This window comes from Pseudomonas sp. NBRC 111139 (genome assembly GCF_001753955.1).
Taxonomy (GTDB): Bacteria; Pseudomonadota; Gammaproteobacteria; order Pseudomonadales; family Pseudomonadaceae; genus Aquipseudomonas; species Aquipseudomonas alloputida.
This window is the reverse complement of the sequence record NZ_BCBP01000060.1, coordinates 1-16,555: the sequence shown is the minus strand read 5'-3', so window position 1 is coordinate 16,555 and position 16,555 is coordinate 1. Positions and strand designations below refer to the sequence as shown.

At 61.3% G+C, this 16,555-nt stretch carries 18 protein-coding genes; 14 read left to right on the top strand and 4 right to left on the bottom strand.

Annotated features, from left to right (window positions below; genetic code table 11):
- Nucleotides 1–34 precede the first annotated feature (34 nt).
- From BJQ17_RS22615 to flgA, 4 genes are all read right to left on the bottom strand, one after another.
- A complete protein-coding gene (locus BJQ17_RS22615; protein ID WP_003254481.1) occupies nt 35–778 on the bottom strand; it encodes a flagellar brake protein in 744 nt (247 codons plus the stop codon).
- 79 nt (nt 779–857) lie between these two features.
- On the bottom strand, nt 858–1,325 hold the full coding sequence (locus BJQ17_RS22610; protein ID WP_003254480.1) for a flagella synthesis protein FlgN: 468 nt from the start codon (nt 1,323–1,325) through the stop codon (nt 858–860).
- Nucleotides 1,326–1,374: 49 nt separating this feature from the next.
- Nucleotides 1,375–1,689, bottom strand: coding sequence for a flagellar biosynthesis anti-sigma factor FlgM (gene flgM / locus BJQ17_RS22605; protein ID WP_003254479.1), 315 nt, complete (start codon nt 1,687–1,689; stop codon nt 1,375–1,377).
- Nucleotides 1,690–1,853: 164 nt separating this feature from the next.
- Nucleotides 1,854–2,606 carry a flagellar basal body P-ring formation chaperone FlgA gene (flgA, locus tag BJQ17_RS22600; protein WP_003254477.1) on the bottom strand — a complete coding sequence of 251 codons (753 nt, stop codon included), beginning with the start codon at nt 2,604–2,606 and terminating at the stop codon, nt 1,854–1,856.
- Between the two features lie 77 nt (nt 2,607–2,683).
- Here flgA and BJQ17_RS22595 point away from each other — a divergent pair, with 77 nt between their 5' ends.
- The 14 genes from BJQ17_RS22595 to BJQ17_RS22530 all read left to right on the top strand — a co-directional run bounded on the left by BJQ17_RS22595 (nt 2,684) and on the right by BJQ17_RS22530 (nt 16,538).
- A complete protein-coding gene (locus tag BJQ17_RS22595; protein ID WP_003254476.1) occupies nt 2,684–3,613 on the top strand; it encodes a chemotaxis protein CheV in 930 nt (309 codons plus the stop codon).
- Between the two features lie 50 nt (nt 3,614–3,663).
- Nucleotides 3,664–4,491, top strand: a complete 828-nt coding sequence (gene cheR, locus BJQ17_RS22590) for a protein-glutamate O-methyltransferase CheR (protein ID WP_003254473.1) — start codon at nt 3,664–3,666, stop codon at nt 4,489–4,491.
- Between the two features lie 472 nt (nt 4,492–4,963).
- A complete protein-coding gene (gene flgB / locus BJQ17_RS22585) occupies nt 4,964–5,374 on the top strand; it encodes a flagellar basal body rod protein FlgB (RefSeq protein WP_012051595.1) in 411 nt (136 codons plus the stop codon).
- Between the two features lie 2 nt (nt 5,375–5,376).
- Nucleotides 5,377–5,820 (top strand): flagellar basal body rod protein FlgC, encoded by a 444-nt coding sequence (flgC, locus tag BJQ17_RS22580; RefSeq protein WP_003254469.1) that lies wholly within the window; start codon nt 5,377–5,379, stop codon nt 5,818–5,820.
- Between the two features lie 12 nt (nt 5,821–5,832).
- Nucleotides 5,833–6,534, top strand: a complete 702-nt coding sequence (gene flgD / locus BJQ17_RS22575) for a flagellar hook assembly protein FlgD (protein ID WP_070096681.1) — start codon at nt 5,833–5,835, stop codon at nt 6,532–6,534.
- A gap of 28 nt (nt 6,535–6,562) precedes the next feature.
- Nucleotides 6,563–7,885, top strand: coding sequence for a flagellar hook protein FlgE (flgE, locus tag BJQ17_RS22570; protein ID WP_003254466.1), 1,323 nt, complete (start codon nt 6,563–6,565; stop codon nt 7,883–7,885).
- A gap of 70 nt (nt 7,886–7,955) precedes the next feature.
- A complete protein-coding gene (locus BJQ17_RS22565; RefSeq protein ID WP_070096680.1) occupies nt 7,956–8,153 on the top strand; it encodes a hypothetical protein in 198 nt (65 codons plus the stop codon).
- A gap of 160 nt (nt 8,154–8,313) precedes the next feature.
- Nucleotides 8,314–9,054 (top strand): flagellar basal-body rod protein FlgF, encoded by a 741-nt coding sequence (gene flgF / locus BJQ17_RS22560; RefSeq protein ID WP_003254463.1) that lies wholly within the window; start codon nt 8,314–8,316, stop codon nt 9,052–9,054.
- Between the two features lie 47 nt (nt 9,055–9,101).
- On the top strand, nt 9,102–9,887 hold the full coding sequence (flgG, locus tag BJQ17_RS22555; protein ID WP_003254462.1) for a flagellar basal-body rod protein FlgG: 786 nt from the start codon (nt 9,102–9,104) through the stop codon (nt 9,885–9,887).
- Nucleotides 9,888–9,923: 36 nt separating this feature from the next.
- On the top strand, nt 9,924–10,619 hold the full coding sequence (gene flgH / locus BJQ17_RS22550; RefSeq protein WP_003254461.1) for a flagellar basal body L-ring protein FlgH: 696 nt from the start codon (nt 9,924–9,926) through the stop codon (nt 10,617–10,619).
- Nucleotides 10,620–10,631: 12 nt separating this feature from the next.
- Nucleotides 10,632–11,741, top strand: coding sequence for a flagellar basal body P-ring protein FlgI (locus BJQ17_RS22545; protein WP_004575771.1), 1,110 nt, complete (start codon nt 10,632–10,634; stop codon nt 11,739–11,741).
- An 11-nt stretch (nt 11,742–11,752) separates the two neighbouring features.
- A complete protein-coding gene (flgJ, locus tag BJQ17_RS22540) occupies nt 11,753–12,907 on the top strand; it encodes a flagellar assembly peptidoglycan hydrolase FlgJ (protein ID WP_003254457.1) in 1,155 nt (384 codons plus the stop codon).
- A gap of 12 nt (nt 12,908–12,919) precedes the next feature.
- The gene (flgK, locus tag BJQ17_RS22535) at nt 12,920–14,962 is read left to right on the top strand and encodes a flagellar hook-associated protein FlgK (RefSeq protein ID WP_070096679.1); all 2,043 of its coding nucleotides are present in this window, start codon (nt 12,920–12,922) and stop codon (nt 14,960–14,962) included.
- Nucleotides 14,963–14,975: 13 nt separating this feature from the next.
- Nucleotides 14,976–16,538 (top strand): flagellar hook-associated protein 3, encoded by a 1,563-nt coding sequence (locus BJQ17_RS22530; RefSeq protein ID WP_060538762.1) that lies wholly within the window; start codon nt 14,976–14,978, stop codon nt 16,536–16,538.
- Nucleotides 16,539–16,555 lie beyond the last annotated feature (17 nt).

The window sequence follows — 16,555 nt, the reverse complement described above, 5'->3', positions numbered from 1 at the left end:
AGCAGGTGGCGTTTTCTGTTTTACCGACCGACGATCAATAATCGTCCTTGTCGAACCGCCGAGCTTCACGCTGCAGCTGGTACACGAAACTCTCGATCTTGCGTTGAGCCTGGCCGCTCAGGTTGTGGAAGCGTACGCCGGCAAAGGTGGTGTTGATGCGCTCTTCATAGTGCAGATGACGCAGCTCGACCATGGTGTCCACCAGGCCCAGTGGGTTGCCCGCCTTGAAACGCTCATACACTTGGCCCAGTTGCAAACGGTCTTCGACATTGCCTTCAAAGCGCAGTTTGCAGCCAGTGGCCGAGATATCCAGCAGCTTGCCTCGCATGGCGCCGTTGCCCTTGAGGTGAGCACCGTCGAGGATGATGTCGACCAGCTGCGATAGCTTCAGCGCGGCGCGGAAGGCGTTGCGGCGCTGGTGATAGGTCATCTCTTGTGGCAGGGCGCCGCTGTAGCAACGGTGGCCGTCGACTTCGCTGATTTTCAGCGTGTGATCGCATTCCCAGGCGATGCGTACACCATCGTGGAAGCCTTCGACACGGAAGTGCTCACCGTTCTCAATGAATTTCTCGCCGTCACGGGGGATCATCTCATCCAGTGCCAGGGTGTTGCTTTCGCGGTCCACGTGCACCACATAGCTCTGGAAGCGCTGGCTGCGGTCATGGAAGGTGATGATCAGGGGGTCGTGGCTTTCCTGCAGCTGCCGCAAGTTGGCCGCAATCTCCAAGGGGGTGCTCAACACCTTGGGTGGTTGCGGGGCATCGGATTCATTGAACACAGCTTATCGTTCTCCAGGCAAAAGCGACACACGCAAGTAACGGCATTTTGCCACTATGTTCTGTGCCTTGATAGAAAAATCACACTTGGCTGAGCGCGCGCGGCTTGGCCAGCGGCGAGGTGCTGCCACGGCTGTCGTAGAGCGAAGGCGAGTCGCCGCCCTGAAGGATGCGAATCTGGTTGTTGGTGACGTGTTGCTGCACCTGGATGATCCGGCCATTGGTCTGGTTGACCTGCTGGCACTCGTCCATCAGTTGCGACAACATGTCGAGCCGCTGCAGCATCACATCACCATGGGGTGACTGCGCGGCTACAGCCTGCACGCCGGTGCGGTCGGCACTCAGGCCCAGGCTGCCGAGCAATTGGCTGCGGCGCTGGCCGTGCTGCTCGAGCAAGATGATCAACGACTGCTTACGCGCCAGGATTTGCTCCAGCAGCGGCATGTCGCGGCCATGCAGGGCGATTGCTTCCTTGTGCAGAAGGTCGAGCAGTTCCTGCATCGGGGCAATGTCATCTTCGATCAGTTGCAGCAAGGTGGTGTCGTGCATGGCTAACTCTTGGCTTTTCTGGCGTCCGTGAAGTCAGCGCGCCGTACGGTCAGCGCTGGGCTTCGAAATCAAGCAGTTTGCTGGCGACCCGGCCGGCATCGACCTGGTAGCTGCCGTCGGCGATTGCCTGCTTCAACTGGGCCACACGGGCGCTGTTGACCACGGGCTCGTCGCGCAGCTTGTCGCTGATTTTCTGCAACTGCTGTGCCTCCTGGCTGAGGTGTACCGCCTCTCCGCTGGCGCTGGTGTCTTTCACCGCTTCCTGGCTGGCTGCCGGTTTTTCGGCGCTGCCGGACGCGGTGTTGCCGCGCACGCCGCCCGTGACGGACGGAGAGTTATTCAAACGACTGAAGTCGATGACCATGATCAGAAACCTCTGGGTATTTGGACGCTTGCCTTGTTTTCGGCCAACCCGATATAAACTTTAGGCACAAATGCATTGCCGCCTGTCGGCAAGCCCGCGAACCCGTGTTCTGACACAGTTTAGGAAAAGCGGTTCCTCACTGCCAGCGCAATCTGGTGGCTGGCCTACATACTGACCTCGACTTGGCCCGGGCCGGTCACCCTGGCCTTGACCACGCGTTTTGAATTGAGGTTGCGTACCCGGATCTGCTCGCTCAGGCCGCCCTTGCTCAGGGCTTCGCCCGGCATGCGCACACTCAGGCTGCCACTGCGGGCAATGATCACCACCTGGTCACCCTTGCGCACTACCTCGGCCTGTTCCAGGTGTTGCGGGGTGAGCACCTGGTCGATCACCGTGGGGCGCAGCATCTTCATGCCCACCGCCTGGTCCAGCTCGGTCAGAAAGCCCTGGCCCAGGGTGCCGACATCGCGCTCGCGCAGGGCCACGTCACCTTCGCCGACCGTGTTGTCGCGCTTGAGCGGGCGGGTCACCACCACCACGTCGCGGAAAAGTCGCACGGTGGCCGGCACAAATACCGTCCACGGTGCTGCGCCGTTGCAACGTACCCGTACCGTCACCCGGCCCAGCGGCTGGGCCGGGCTTTCCAGTGAGGCGTCTAGCTGCTGGCTGCACAACGGCATGCGCAGGCGTGGGTCCAGCGGGTTGACCTGGATTTCATAGCGGCCGGCGGTCTGGGTAGTGGACAGATAATCTTCAACGGTGAATTCAAGAAACCCTTGGGTGACACCGATAAGCTGTTCAGGCAAGGTGAACGCGTTCGCCACCGTGCGAACGCCGGGCATCAGCAGGCACAGCGTGGCCAGCGGGCCAGTCAGCAGGCGTGTCAATCGTCGGGAAAATGTCGTTTTCGTGTGCATGACACTCAAAAAAGCAAAGCCCGTGCCGACTCGCTACCTGAGTTGCAACGAAAGGCTGAAACGTTAAGGAGTCTGGCATGGCGGGTGTTATGGATTCGGTCAACCAGCGCACGCAGCTGGTGGGGCAGAATCGCCTGGAATTGCTGCTGTTCCGCCTCAATGGCGAACAGCTTTACGGCATCAATGTGTTCAAGGTCAGGGAAGTACTGCAATGCCCTGCGCTGACCCTGCTGCCCAAGGCGCACCCTGTGGTGCGTGGCGTTGCCAATATTCGTGGGTCGACCATCCCGATCCTCGACTTGTCGATGGCCACCGGGTTGCGACCGCTGCAGGAAGACACACGCAACAGCTTCGTGATCATCACCGAGTACAACACCAAGACCCAAGGCTTCCTGGTGCATTCGGTGGAGCGCATCGTCAACATGAACTGGGAAGAGATCCATCCGCCACCCAAGGGTACTGGCCGTGATCACTACCTCACCGCGGTCACCCGGGTGGACAACCGCATGGTCGAGATCATCGACGTGGAGAAGGTGCTGGCCGAAGTGTCGCCGTCGTCCGAGTCGGTATCGGCCGGTGTGATCGATGCCGAAGTGCAGGACAAGGCGGTGTTGATGCGGGTGCTGACCGTCGACGACTCGTCAGTGGCGCGCAAGCAGGTCAGCCGTTGCTTGCAAACCGTTGGGGTCGAGGTGGTGGCGCTCAATGATGGCCGTCAGGCACTGAACTACCTGCGTCAGCTGGTGGATGAGGGCAAAAAGCCGGAAGAAGAGTTCCTGATGATGATCTCGGACATTGAAATGCCGGAAATGGACGGATATACGCTAACCGCGGAGATTCGCAGCGATCCGCGCATGCAAAAATTGCACATCTGCCTGCATACTTCGCTTTCCGGGGTGTTCAACCAGGCAATGGTCAAGAAGGTCGGCGCCGATGACTTCCTGGCCAAGTTCAAGCCGGACGACCTGGCCCAGCGGGTGGTCGACCGGATCAAGGCAGCGCATTGAAGCAGCCGGGGCATGCCCCCGGCACCAGTGATTGAAAAGAGGCGGCAGTAGTGTCTACGGGTAATTTGGATTTCGAACAGTTCCGGGTCTTCCTGGAGAAAGCCTGTGGCATCCTGCTGGGCGAGAATAAGCAGTACCTGGTTTCCAGCCGTCTCAACAAGCTGATGGAACAACAGGGCATCAAGAGCCTGGGTGAGCTGGTGCAGCGCATTCAGGCCCAGCCGCGCGGTGGTTTGCGCGAGCAGGTGGTCGATGCCATGACCACCAACGAGACCCTGTGGTTTCGCGACACCTACCCCTTTGAGGTGTTGAAGAACAAGGTGATCCCCGAGTTCATCCGCAGCAACCCCGGCCAGCGCCTGCGCATGTGGTCGGCGGCCTGTTCGTCGGGGCAGGAGCCGTATTCCATCTCGATGGCGATCGACGAGTTCGAGCGCAGCAACCTCGGCCAGTTGAAGATGGGGGCGCAGATCGTCGCCACCGACCTCTCCGGCACCATGCTGACCAACTGCAAGACCGGCGAATACGATAGCCTGGCGATTGCCCGCGGCCTGTCCCAGGAGCGCCTGCAGCGCTACTTCGACCCCAAGGGGCCGGGGCGTTGGGCGGTCAAGCCAGCGATTCGCAGCCGTGTCGAGTTTCGCTCGTTCAACCTGCTCGACAGCTATGCCAGTCTGGGCAAGTTCGACATCGTGTTCTGCCGCAATGTGCTGATCTATTTCTCGGCGCAGGTGAAGAAGGACATCCTGCTGCGCATTCACAGTACCCTCAAGCCAGGTGGCTACCTGTTCCTCGGCGCCTCGGAAGCGCTGAACGGCTTGCCGGACCATTACCAGATGGTGCAGTGCAGCCCGGGGATCATCTACCAGGCCAAGTAAGCACGAAGGCCGGTATCGAGAGATGCCAGTCTTTTTGTTTGCCTATCCGCTGTTCCTGCCGAGCTCCCCGTAGGACCGGGTTTACCCGCGAAGAGGCCGGCCCTGCTGGCCAATCTCCACCCGCCGTTCACCGTTACCGCCGTTACCATGTTCGCGGGTAAACCCGTTCCTACGACGGATCGGGGGTGGACATAGGTCGGTGGTTGGGCACAGGCCGCGTGTAGGAGCGGGTTTACCCGCGAAGAGGCCCGCTCAGGAAAACACTGACGTCAATTTTTTGTTTTGCCGCTTTTGCCGCCCATCAATTGCCGCTTTTGTCACCTCAGGCGGAAGGCCTTTGCCGCTTTTCTGGCATCAACCTGACAGTACTGCGCCGCAATCCTCCCTAAACACGGGCTTTTCAGTGGTTGGCACAGCCCTTGCTATACCTTGCTCAACGAAATTCCGGTCAACCTCTGAAGGTTTCCCCGACATGAGCATCAGTTTCGACAAGGCGCTTGGTATCCACGAAAAGGCCCTGGGCTTCCGCGCTCAGCGCGCCGAGGTGTTAGCCAACAATATCGCCAACGCCGACACGCCCAATTACAAGGCGCGTGACATGGACTTTTCTTCGGTGCTCGCCGCCGAGACCAGCAAGCAGCAAGGCGGCCGCTTCGCCATGGACCGTACCAACAGCCGGCATATCGAAGCCGAAGGCCTCGCCATCGCGGCTGACGATACCCTCAAGTACCGCACGCCGCTGCAGCCGTCGATCGACCAGAACACCGTGGATGCGCAGATCGAGCAATCGAACTACACGGAAAACGCGATTGGCTTCCAGGCCAGCTTCACCTTGCTCAACAGTAAATTCAAAGGGCTGGTTTCCGCCCTGCGGGGAGAATGACCATGTCCCTTTCCAGTGTCTTCAACATTGCCGGTAGCGGCATGAGCGCACAGAACACGCGTCTGAACACCGTGGCGTCCAACATCGCCAACGCCGAGACCGTGTCTTCGAGCATCGACCAGACGTACCGCGCCCGCCACCCGGTATTCGCCACCACCTTCCAGAATGCGCAGGCCGGCAGCAGCCAGTCGCTGTTCGAAGACCAGGGCGAGGCAGGGCAGGGCGTGCAGGTAAAAGGCATCGTCGAAGACCAGAGCACGCTGGAAGCACGCTACGAGCCGAACCACCCGGCGGCGAACAAGGACGGCTACGTCTACTACCCGAACGTCAATGTGGTCGAGGAGATGGCTGACATGATCTCCGCCAGCCGCGCGTTTCAGACCAACGCTGAACTGATGAACACGGCCAAGAACATGATGCAGAAAGTGCTGACCCTGGGGCAGTGATAGGAAGCCGACATGACCACCACCAATTCCACTACAGACGTCGGCAGCGCATACCTGACCTCGCTGCAGAAGCAGGCGTCCAAGACTGACAGTTCTACCGGTGCCGCCGGCAGCGCGCTGGGCAAGGACGCGTTCCTGCAGTTGCTGGTCACCCAGATGCAGAACCAGAACCCGCTCGACCCGCAGGAAAACGGCGAGTTCGTGGCCCAGTTGGCGCAGTTCAGCAGCCTGGAAAGCATGCAGTCGTTGAACGACGCAGTGACCTACATCGCGGCCGGGCTGCAATCTTCCCAGGCCTTGCAGGCCTCCTCGCTGGTCGGGCGCAATGTCATTGTCCAGACCGACAAGGCCGTGGTCGATACCAGCAAGGACATGAAGGGCTCGGTCAACCTGACGTCGTCCAGTACCTCCACCTCGGTGGGGATCTACGACAAGGACGACAAGCTGGTGCGCACCATCGAGCTCGGTACCCAGAAGTCTGGCAGCATCGACTTTACCTGGGATGGCCTGAACGATGACGGTGAAGTCGCGGCCGCCGGGACTTACACCTTCAAGGCCACCGCCTCGATCGATGGCAAGGCCACGGCCATGACCACCAACCTGCCGGCCTCGGTAACCAGTGTGACCATGGGTAGCAACGGTTCGGAGATGACGCTCAACCTGGCCGGGCTGGGCAGTGTTGCGCTTTCCAAAATCCAAAGCATCGGCATCTAGGGCCTGAGCAAAACGACAGGAGTTACACATGTCTTTCAATATCGGCCTTAGCGGCCTCTATGCAGCAAACAAGGCCCTGAACGTTACCGGCAACAACATTGCCAACGTTGCCACCACCGGCTTCAAGTCGTCGCGTGCCGAGTTCGCCGACCAGTACTCCAACTCCATTCGCGGCACCAGCGCAGGCAAGACCGTGATCGGCACCGGGGTAAAGACTGCCGCGGTTTCGCAGCTGTTCACGCCAGGCAACATCAACGCCACCGGCCAGGCGCTGGACATGGCCATTGATGGCAACGGCTTCTTTGCCCTGAACGACAACGGTTCGAAGATCTACACCCGTGCGGGCGCGTTCTACAGTGACAAGGCCGGTTATGTGGTGAATGCTTCGGGTGCCAACCTGCAGGGTTATGCGGTCGGCGAGGATGGCAAGATCATCCAGGGCATACTGACCAACCTGCAGATCGACACGTCCAACCTGACGCCGAAGCCGACCAGCCTCATCACTGAGAAGATCAACCTGAACTCGGCCGCGACCTCCCCTTCGGTGACGCCCTTCGATCCCACCAACGCCAGTTCGTACAACTTCACGTTCAATACCCCGGTGTTCGACAGCCAGGGTAACGAACACCAGATGAATCAGTATTTCATCAAGGACGACACGACCAATACCTGGTCGATGCACACCACTATCGATGGGCGCAACCCGGCTGACCCGGCTTCCACCACGCCGTTGGTCAACGCCGTGCCGTTCAAGTCCGATGGTACGCTGGACAAGGATGCAATGACTGCGGGTGACGTCGCGGGCGGCCTGAGCATTGGCGAAGACAAGATCTTCCAGCTCAACGACTGGATCCCGGCACAGAAAAATGCCGCCGGAGAGTGGTCGGCCAATGGCGCCATCGCCAACGCGGACGGTGTGAAGCTGGACATGCTGGGTGCCACCCAATACAACGCGTCGTCCGCAGAAGTCGCCAAGACCCAAGATGGCTTCGCCACCGGTGAGCTGTCGGGGCTGAGCATCGACCAGAGCGGCTACCTGTTTGCCAGCTTCACCAACGGCAAGGACAAGGTGATCGGCCAGGTGGCGATTGCCAGCTTCGCCAACCTGCAGGGCCTGACGCCGATTGGCGGTACCAACTGGAAAGAGTCCTATGCCTCGGGCGTGCCGGTGGTCGGCGCTCCGGACACCGGTACCCTCGGCCAGATTTCCGGTGGTGCCCTGGAAGACTCCAACGTCGACCTGACCGGCGAGCTGGTCAACCTGATCAAGGCGCAGAGCAACTACCAGGCCAATGCCAAGACCATTTCCACTGAAAGCACCATCATGCAGACCATCATTCAGATGACCTGATGATTGTTTTGGCTGTGGTGTTTGTAATTGGGGCCGCAACGCGGCCCCAAGAATGTGAAGGTTCACGCCAATGAAGCGGCTGTCGTTACTGGCCTTGTTCCCCTTGCTGGTGCTGGTGCTGGTTCTGCCGGCCCCCGCCGCCCCCGCCCCGTTCTATCAATGGCAAAGCCTGGTCACCGGCCGCTACCTGTGTTCGGCCCACAACCCGGGCAAAGGCTGGGTGCGCCATTCCGGCCCCTACAACAACGCCGCCTGCCGCGCCCATTGAGCAAGCCTTTGCCGCAGGCGGCAAACATCCGCCGACAAACTGACGGTTATTGCCCTTTGCCGCGCTGAAAGCCCCGTAAAACGGGTGTTTCAGACTTGGTTCAATTATTGCTTGGAACCTGCCCAGTGACAGCGCGGCAGCTACGCGCAGAGGAGAAACTGTGGACAAGTTGCTTTATGTGGCCATGACCGGCGCCAGCCAGAATGCGCTGGCGCAGAAGGCCCACGCCAACAACCTGGCGAACATTTCCACCAACGGTTTTCAGCGCGACCTGGAGCAGGCCCGCTCGATGCCGGTGTTCGGTGACAGCTTTCCGGCGCGTGCATTCGCCATGACCGAGCGCCCGGCCACCGACTTCAGTGAAGGCCCGTTGGTCGAAACTGGCCGCGACCTTGACGTGGCGGTGACCGGCAAAGGCTTTATCGCCGTGCAGGCGCCGGACGGCAGCGAAGCCTATGTGCGTACCGGTAGCCTGAACATCGATGCCCTCGGTGTGCTGCGTGCCGGCAATGGCATGCCGGTGATCGGCAACGGTGGACCGATCGCCATCCCGCCGGAGCAGAAAGTGGAAGTGGGTGCCGACGGTACCATCAGCATCCGCTCCATGGGTGAAGACCCGCGGGTGATGGCCGAGGTCGACCGCATCAAGCTGGTCAACCCGGACACCAAAGGCCTGACAAAGGGCCTGGACGGCCTGATCCATACCGCCTCCGGCCAGCCGGCCGATGCCGACGTCAACGTGCGGGTGGTGGCTGGCTTCCTGGAGGGCAGCAATGTCAACGCTGTCGAGGAAATGACCTCGGTGCTGGCGCTGTCCCGCCAGTTCGAACTGCACGTCAAGATGATGAATACGGCCAAGGAAGGCGACGAAGCCATGGCTCGGGTTTTGCAAATCGGCTAATCACTTTTGAACGGGTGCCGTAAAACAGGCGCACGAGGAGAACTCACATGCTTCCGGCTCTTTGGGTCGCTAAAACCGGCCTGTCCGCTCAGGACACCAACCTGACGGTCATTTCCAACAACCTGGCCAACGTCTCGACCACCGGCTTCAAGCGTGATCGCGCCGAATTCGCAGACCTGCTCTACCAGATCAAGCGCCAGCCTGGCGCCCAGTCGACTCAGGACAGCGAGCTGCCCTCGGGCCTGCAGGTCGGTACCGGTGTGCGTATTGTGGGCACCCAGAAAAGCTTCGTCGCCGGCAGCCTGCAAACCACCGAAAACCCGTTGGACATGGCAGTCAACGGCCGCGGTTTCTTCCAGGTCCTGCAGCCGGACGGCACCGTGTCGTACACCCGTGACGGCACCTTCCACCTGAACTCCGATGGCCAGATCGTCACCGCCAACGGCTACGCCCTGGAACCTGCCATTGTCGTGCCTAACGACGCCCAGACCTTCACCGTTGGCCAGGACGGCACCGTGTCGATCACCACCGCCGGCAACCCGGCTGCACAGGTGATCGGCAACATCCAGACCGCCGACTTCATCAACCCGGCTGGCCTGCAGGCGATCGGCGACAACCTGTTCCTCGAGACCGCCGCCAGTGGCGCACCGCAGGTCGGTACCCCAGGCCTGAACGGTTTTGGCACCACCTTGCAGCAGACGCTGGAGAACTCCAACGTCAGCACCGTGGAAGAGCTGGTGAACATGATCACCACTCAGCGTGCCTATGAGATGAACTCCAAAGTCATTTCCACGGCCGACCAGATGCTGTCGTTCGTTACTCAACAGCTCTAAGCCCTGTCACTCAGCTGCGCCCGTGAGGTAAGTGTCATGAATCGTCTGTTGTCCGTTTTCGCCCTGGGGGGGGCGGTGTTGCTGGCAGGTTGCGTCGCACCGACGCCCAAGCCCAACGACCCGTACTATGCGCCGGTGTTGCCGCGCACCCCGTTGCCGGCAGCGGCCAACAACGGTTCGATCTACCAGGCCGGTTTCGAGCAGAACCTGTACAGCGACCGCAAGGCGTTCCGGGTGGGTGACATCATCACCATCACGCTCAATGAGCGCACGTCCGCCAGCAAGAACGCGGGCTCGCAGATCGCCAAGACCAGCAAGACCGACATTGGCCTGACTTCGCTGTTTGGTAGCACGCCCAACACCAATAATCCGTTTGGTGGCGGTGACCTTTCGCTGGAGGCCGGTTATAGCGGCGATCGCGCGACCAAGGGCGACAGCAAAGCCACCCAGGGCAACACGCTGACCGGTTCGATCACCGTCACCGTGGCCGAGGTGCTGCCCAACGGCATCATCGCCGTGCGCGGCGAGAAGTGGCTGACCCTGAACACCGGCGAAGAGCTGGTGCGCATTGCCGGTATGGTTCGCGCTGACGATATCGCCACCGACAACACCGTGCCGTCCACCCGTGTGGCCGACGCGCGCATCACCTACTCCGGTACCGGTTCGTTCGCCGATGCCAGCCAGCCCGGGTGGCTGGACCGCTTCTTCATCAGCCCGCTTTGGCCTTTCTGAGTACGGATGACCATGTTCAACGTAAGGCAGCTGATTGCCACAACCCTGCTTTTGTCCTGCGCCTTCGCTGCCCAGGCCGAGCGCCTGAAGGACATTGCCAGCATCTCTGGCGTACGTTCCAACCAGTTGATTGGTTACGGCCTGGTGGTGGGCCTCAATGGCACGGGTGACCAGACCACCCAGACGCCGTTCACCCTGCAAACCTTCAACAATATGCTGTCGCAATTCGGCATCAAGGTGCCGGCCGGTTCCGGCAACGTGCAGCTGAAGAACGTTGCCGCAGTGTCGGTGCATGCCGACCTGCCACCGTTCGCCAAGCCGGGCCAGGTGGTGGACATCACCGTGTCGTCGATCGGTAACTCGAAGAGCCTGCGCGGCGGCAGCCTGTTGATGACCCCGCTCAAGGGTATCGACGGCAATGTCTACGCCATTGCCCAGGGCAACCTGGTCGTGGGCGGCTTTGATGCCGAAGGTCGTGACGGCTCGAAGATCACTGTCAACGTGCCGTCGGCCGGTCGTATTCCGGGTGGTGCCAGTGTCGAGCGTGCGGTGCCGAGCGGCTTCAACCAGGGCAATACCCTGACCCTGAACCTCAATCGTCCCGACTTCACGACCGCCAAGCGCATCGTGGACAAGGTCAACGACCTGCTCGGCCCTGGCGTGGCCCAGGCCGTGGATGGTGGTTCGGTACGGGTCAGCGCGCCGATGGACCCAAGCCAGCGCGTGGATTATCTGTCGATCCTCGAAAACCTCGAAATCGACCCGGGCCAGGCGGTGGCCAAAGTCATCATCAACTCGCGTACCGGCACCATCGTCATCGGCCAGAACGTCAAGGTGTCGCCGGCGGCGGTGACCCACGGCAGCCTGACCGTGACCATCACCGAAGACCCGATCGTCAGCCAGCCGGGTGCCTTCTCCAATGGCCAGACTGCCGTGGTGCCACGCTCGCGGGTCAATGCCGAGCAGGAAGCCAAGCCGATGTTCAAGTTCGGCCCAGGCACCACGCTGGATGAAATCGTCCGCGCGGTGAACCAGGTGGGCGCAGCGCCCGGCGACCTGATGGCGATCCTCGAAGCCTTGAAACAGGCCGGCGCCTTGCAGGCCGACCTGATCGTGATTTGAGGACGGCGCGGATGAATATCAAAAGCCAGGTATCCGGTAGTGCCGACAGCGGCGCCTACACCGACCTCAACCGTCTGAGTGCCCTCAAGCACGGCGATCGCGACAGCGAAGCCAATGTGCGTAAGGTGGCCCAGGAGTTCGAGTCGCTGTTCATCAGCGAAATGCTCAAGGCCTCGCGCAAGGCCAGTGACGTGCTGGCCGACGACAACCCGATGAACACCGAAACGGTCAAGCAGTACCGTGACATGTACGACCAGCAGTTGGCCGTGAGCATGTCTCGCGAAGGTGGCGGTATCGGCCTGCAGGACGTGCTGGTGCGCCAGCTGACCAAGGGCCGCAGTGCAGCGGCCAATACCAGCCCGTTCCCGCGCGTTGATAGCGGTGGTCCGGCATTGTGGGGCAACAAGGTGGCGGAGCCAGCGCATGCCATGGCCTCGTCCGCTACCCGCAATGACGTTGCTGCACTCAACGCGCGGCGCCTGGCCTTGCCCAGCAAACTCACCGACCGCTTGTTGGCCGGTATCGTGCCGTCGGCGCAAACCACCAATAACGCCGCCGTGCCTGCCCGTGACGGTCAGCCAGTCGCCAAGGCCTTCGCCGTACCGGACAACGGCCTGCGCATTGTCGGCCGCGCCGTGGCCCAGCCACCGCTGGCGCCGAACAAGGCTTTCACCGACAGCGACGCCTTCGTCGCCACCATGCTGCCAATGGCCGAGCAGGCCGCCCGGCGCATTGGTGTCGACCCACGCTACCTGGTGGCCCAGGCCGCGCTGGAAACCGGTTGGGGCAAGTCGGTGATGCGCAACAGCGACGGCAGCAGCAGCCACAACCTGTTCGGCATCAAAGCCACCGGCAGCTGGCAAGGCGAGCAGGCGCGGGCGATCACCAGCGAATTCCGCGATGGCCAGTTCGTCAAGGAAACCGCGGCGTTCCGCAGCTACGACTCCTACCAGGACAGCTTCCACGATCTCGTTACCTTGCTGCAGAGCAATGCTCGCTATCAAGGTGCGCTGGATGCGGCCGATAACCCTGAGCAGTTTGCAAGAGAGCTGCAAAAAGCAGGTTACGCGACCGACCCGGGCTATGCGAAGAAAATCATCAGCATTGCCCAGCAAATGCAGTCAACCCCGCAATACGCCATGGCTGGCAGAACCACGAACTTATAAAAGGACTAAATCATGTCGAGCCTGATTTCCATCGGCCTGAGTGGCCTGAGTGCCAGCCAGGCGGCCTTGTCGGTAACCAGTAACAACATCGCCAACGCCGCGACCAGTGGCTACTCGCGCCAGCAGACAGTTCAGGCGGCGGGGCCCTCGCATAACATTGGCGCAGGTTTCCTGGGTACCGGGACCACGCTGGCGGATGTGCGTCGCATCTACAGTTCCTACCTGGACAACCAGCTGCAGACAGCCACCTCGTTGCAGGCAGACTCACTGACGTTCCAGGATCAGATCACCAGCGTCGACAAACTGCTGGCCGACCGTGACACCGGCATCAGCTCGGTCCTTACCGCCTTCTTTTCGGCCCTGCAGACTGCGGCGGCGAAACCGGGTGACGTTGCCTCGCGTCAGCTGCTGCTGACCCAGGCGCAAACCCTCAGCAACCGTTTCAACGCGGTGAGCACCCAGCTGACCCAGCAGAACGCCACGATCAACTCCCAGCTCGACACCATGGCCGGCCAGGTGAACAAGCTCACCGCCAACATTGCCGAGTACAACAAGCAGATCACCGCCGCCAGCGCCTCCGGCAACACCCCCAACAGCCTGCTGGATGCGCGCAGCGAAGCCGTGCGCCAGCTCAACGAGCTGGTAGGGGTGACGGTGCAGGAGCGTGATGGCAACTACGACGTGTACCTGGGCAGTGGCCAATCGCTGGTCACCGGAACCAAGGCCAACACCTTGTCGGTGGAGCCGGGTGTGGCCGACAAGAGCCAGGTTGCCCTGCGCATCAACTATGACTCGTTCAGCTCGGACGTGACCTCGGTGGTGTCTGGTGGCGCCATTGGTGGCCTGTTGCGTTATCGCCAGGACGTGCTGACGCCGTCGATGAACGAGCTTGGTCGCGTTGCCCTGGTCGTCGCCGACAGCATCAATAGCCAGCTGGGGCAGGGCCTGGATGCCAACGGCCAGTTCGGCAGCTCGCTGTTCTCCAGCATCAACAGCGCCACCGCCATTGCCCAGCGCAGCCTGGCCTCGTCGAACAACAGTGCCGGCTCTGGCAATCTGGATGTCACCATCGCCAACAGCGGTGCGCTGACCACCTACGACTACGAGGTGAAGTTCACCAGCGCCAACCAGTACAGTGTGCGCCGCTCGGACGGCACCGACATGGGCAGCTTCGACCTGAATGCCGACCCGGCACCGGTAATCGATGGTTTCAGCCTGGCGTTGAAAGGCGGCGGCCTGGCGGCCGGCGACAGCTTCAAGGTCATCCCCACCCGTGCAGCTGCCGGGAGCATTACCACGACCTTGACCGATGGCAACAAGCTGGCCTTCGCCGGCCCTGTCAGCGCGACCTCGGGCAGTGGCAACAGCGGTACTGGCACCATCACCCAGCCGACCCTGAGCGAGTCGCTGGACATCTACGGCGGTGCCGATACCGCGCTGATCCAGCAGTCGATTCGCGATTCGATGCCGGTGCGCGTGGTGTTCGACGCTGCCAGCGGTGGCTCCCAGGGCTACAAGCTGTTCGATGCCAAGGGCACCCAGATTGGTACCGGCAGCGTGGTGCCCGGTACCGACAACAAACTGTCGGTGACCGTGCCGATGCTCGATGCGGCCGGCGACCCGATTCTGGATGGCAGCGGCAACCCGCGCACGTTCGCCGTCGAGACCACCATCGGCGGCAGCCCTGCGGCCAATGACAGCTTTACCCTGTCGTTCAATGCCGACGGCAAGGCCGATAACCGCAACGCAACGGCACTGCTCGACCTGCAGACCAAGTCGACGGTGAACACCGGTTCCGGCGGCGGTACCAGCTTCACTTCGGCCTACGCCTCGCTGGTCGAGCGCGTGGGTGCCAAGGCGAACCAGGCGTCCATCGACAGCACTGCGACCGAGGCGGTGCTCAAGTCCGCCAGCGAAAGCCGCAGCGCGGTGTCCGGGGTCAACCTGGATGACGAAGCGGCCAGCCTGGTCAAGTTCCAGCATTACTACACGGCGTCCTCGCAGATCATCAAGGCGGCGCAAGAAACCTTCAGCACCCTGATCAACGCTTTGTAAGGAGTAGACTATCGTGCGTATTTCCACTGCTCAGTTCTATGAGGCCAGCGCCAGTAGCTACTCCAAGAACTTCTCCAGCATGAACAAGACCAACGACCAGGTGACGTCGGGTATCCGTATCCAGACCGCTGCCGATGACCCGGTCGGTGCTGCGCGCCTGCTGCTGCTGCAACAGCAGCAATCGTTGCTGGACCAGTACAGCGGCAACATCAACACCGTGAGCAACTCGCTGCTGCAGGAAGAGAGTGTGCTCTCTACCATCAACGATGCCATGCAGCGTGCCAGCGAGTTGGCGATCCGTGCCGGTGGCGCCGGGGTGACCGATTCTGACCGTGTGGCCATCGGCACCGAACTCAAAGAGATCGAGGCCAACATCTTTGGCTTGCTCAACTCGCGCGATGCCAACGGCGATTACATGTTTGGAGGCTCCAAGAGCACCACGCCGCCCTATGTGCGTAACTCCGATGGCACCTACAGCTACCACGGCGACCAGACCCAGCTGAGCCTGCAGGTATCCGATACCCTGAGCCTGGCCACCAACGACACCGGTTTCAGCATCTTCGACTCGGCCAGCAACAAGAGCCGCACCCAATCGACCCTGCTGGTGCCGGCGACTGACGACAGCGTGGTCGGGGTGTCGTCCGGTCTGCTGACCTCAAGCACCACCTACAACAACAGTTTCACGGCAGGCCAGCCCTACAAGCTGACCTTCACCAGCGCGACGCAGTACACCATCACTGACGCCAACGGTAATGACATCACTTCGGAAACGCCCACCAACGGTACCTTTGACAGCAAAACCGAAGGTGCCAACAAGATTGCCCTGCGTGGCGTCGAGTTCGAAATAACCGTTACCTTGGAGGAGGGTGCCGATGCCGACGCCGCCGTGGGCGGTCGCGAGTTCTCTCTGGAAGCACGCCCGGATTCGTTCAATACCACCCGAAATGGCAGCAACACCTCCAGCGCCCAGGTCACCAGCAGTAGTGTGACTGATGAGGCCGCCTATCGCAGCACGTTCCCCAGTGATGGTGCGGTGATCAAGTTCACGGGGCCGGGCGCTTACGAGTTCTATGCCCAGCCGCTGACGGCCGACAGCAAGCCGGTCGCCAAAGGTACCTTTTCGGCGCCGTCGTTGACGGTGGCCGGGGTGACCTACCAGGTGTCCGGTTCGCCGGAGGCAGGCGACCAGTTTGCGGTCACGGCCAATACTCACCAGAACCAGAACGTGCTGGAAACCCTCAGCCAGCTGCGCGCGGCACTGGAAACACCGGTGACCGGCGCTGGCGCGGCGAATGCGCTGAAAGATGCGGCGGCCTCGGCCATTGCAAACCTGGCCAGTGCCCGTGAGCAGGTCGATATCACCCGTGGTTCGATCGGTGCTCGCGGCAACTCGCTTGAGATTCAACGCCAGGAGAACACCAGCCTGGGTCTGGCCAACAAGACCACCCAGAACGCCATCGGCAACACCGACATGTCGCAGGCGGCCATCACCTTGACCTTGCAGCAGGCCATGCTGGAGGCCTCGCAGCTGGCCTTCTCGCGTATTTCCCAGCTGAGCCTGTTCAACAAGCTCTGATCTGCCTGCCTGATCCT

Bases quoted from the DNA above. Each gene is read 5' to 3' on its own strand.
- BJQ17_RS22610 (WP_003254480.1), bottom strand. From the start codon at position 1,325: ATGCACGACACCACCTTGCTGCAACTGATCGAAGATGACATTGCCCCG.
- flgM (WP_003254479.1), bottom strand. From the start codon at position 1,689: ATGGTCATCGACTTCAGTCGTTTGAATAACTCTCCGTCCGTCACGGGC.
- flgA (WP_003254477.1), bottom strand. From the start codon at position 2,606: ATGCACACGAAAACGACATTTTCCCGACGATTGACACGCCTGCTGACT.
- BJQ17_RS22595 (WP_003254476.1), top strand. From the start codon at position 2,684: ATGGCGGGTGTTATGGATTCGGTCAACCAGCGCACGCAGCTGGTGGGG.
- flgB (WP_012051595.1), top strand. From the start codon at position 4,964: ATGAGCATCAGTTTCGACAAGGCGCTTGGTATCCACGAAAAGGCCCTG.
- flgC (WP_003254469.1), top strand. From the start codon at position 5,377: ATGTCCCTTTCCAGTGTCTTCAACATTGCCGGTAGCGGCATGAGCGCA.
- flgD (WP_070096681.1), top strand. From the start codon at position 5,833: ATGACCACCACCAATTCCACTACAGACGTCGGCAGCGCATACCTGACC.
- flgE (WP_003254466.1), top strand. From the start codon at position 6,563: ATGTCTTTCAATATCGGCCTTAGCGGCCTCTATGCAGCAAACAAGGCC.
- BJQ17_RS22565 (WP_070096680.1), top strand. From the start codon at position 7,956: ATGAAGCGGCTGTCGTTACTGGCCTTGTTCCCCTTGCTGGTGCTGGTG.
- flgG (WP_003254462.1), top strand. From the start codon at position 9,102: ATGCTTCCGGCTCTTTGGGTCGCTAAAACCGGCCTGTCCGCTCAGGAC.
- flgH (WP_003254461.1), top strand. From the start codon at position 9,924: ATGAATCGTCTGTTGTCCGTTTTCGCCCTGGGGGGGGCGGTGTTGCTG.
- BJQ17_RS22545 (WP_004575771.1), top strand. From the start codon at position 10,632: ATGTTCAACGTAAGGCAGCTGATTGCCACAACCCTGCTTTTGTCCTGC.
- flgJ (WP_003254457.1), top strand. From the start codon at position 11,753: ATGAATATCAAAAGCCAGGTATCCGGTAGTGCCGACAGCGGCGCCTAC.
- flgK (WP_070096679.1), top strand. From the start codon at position 12,920: ATGTCGAGCCTGATTTCCATCGGCCTGAGTGGCCTGAGTGCCAGCCAG.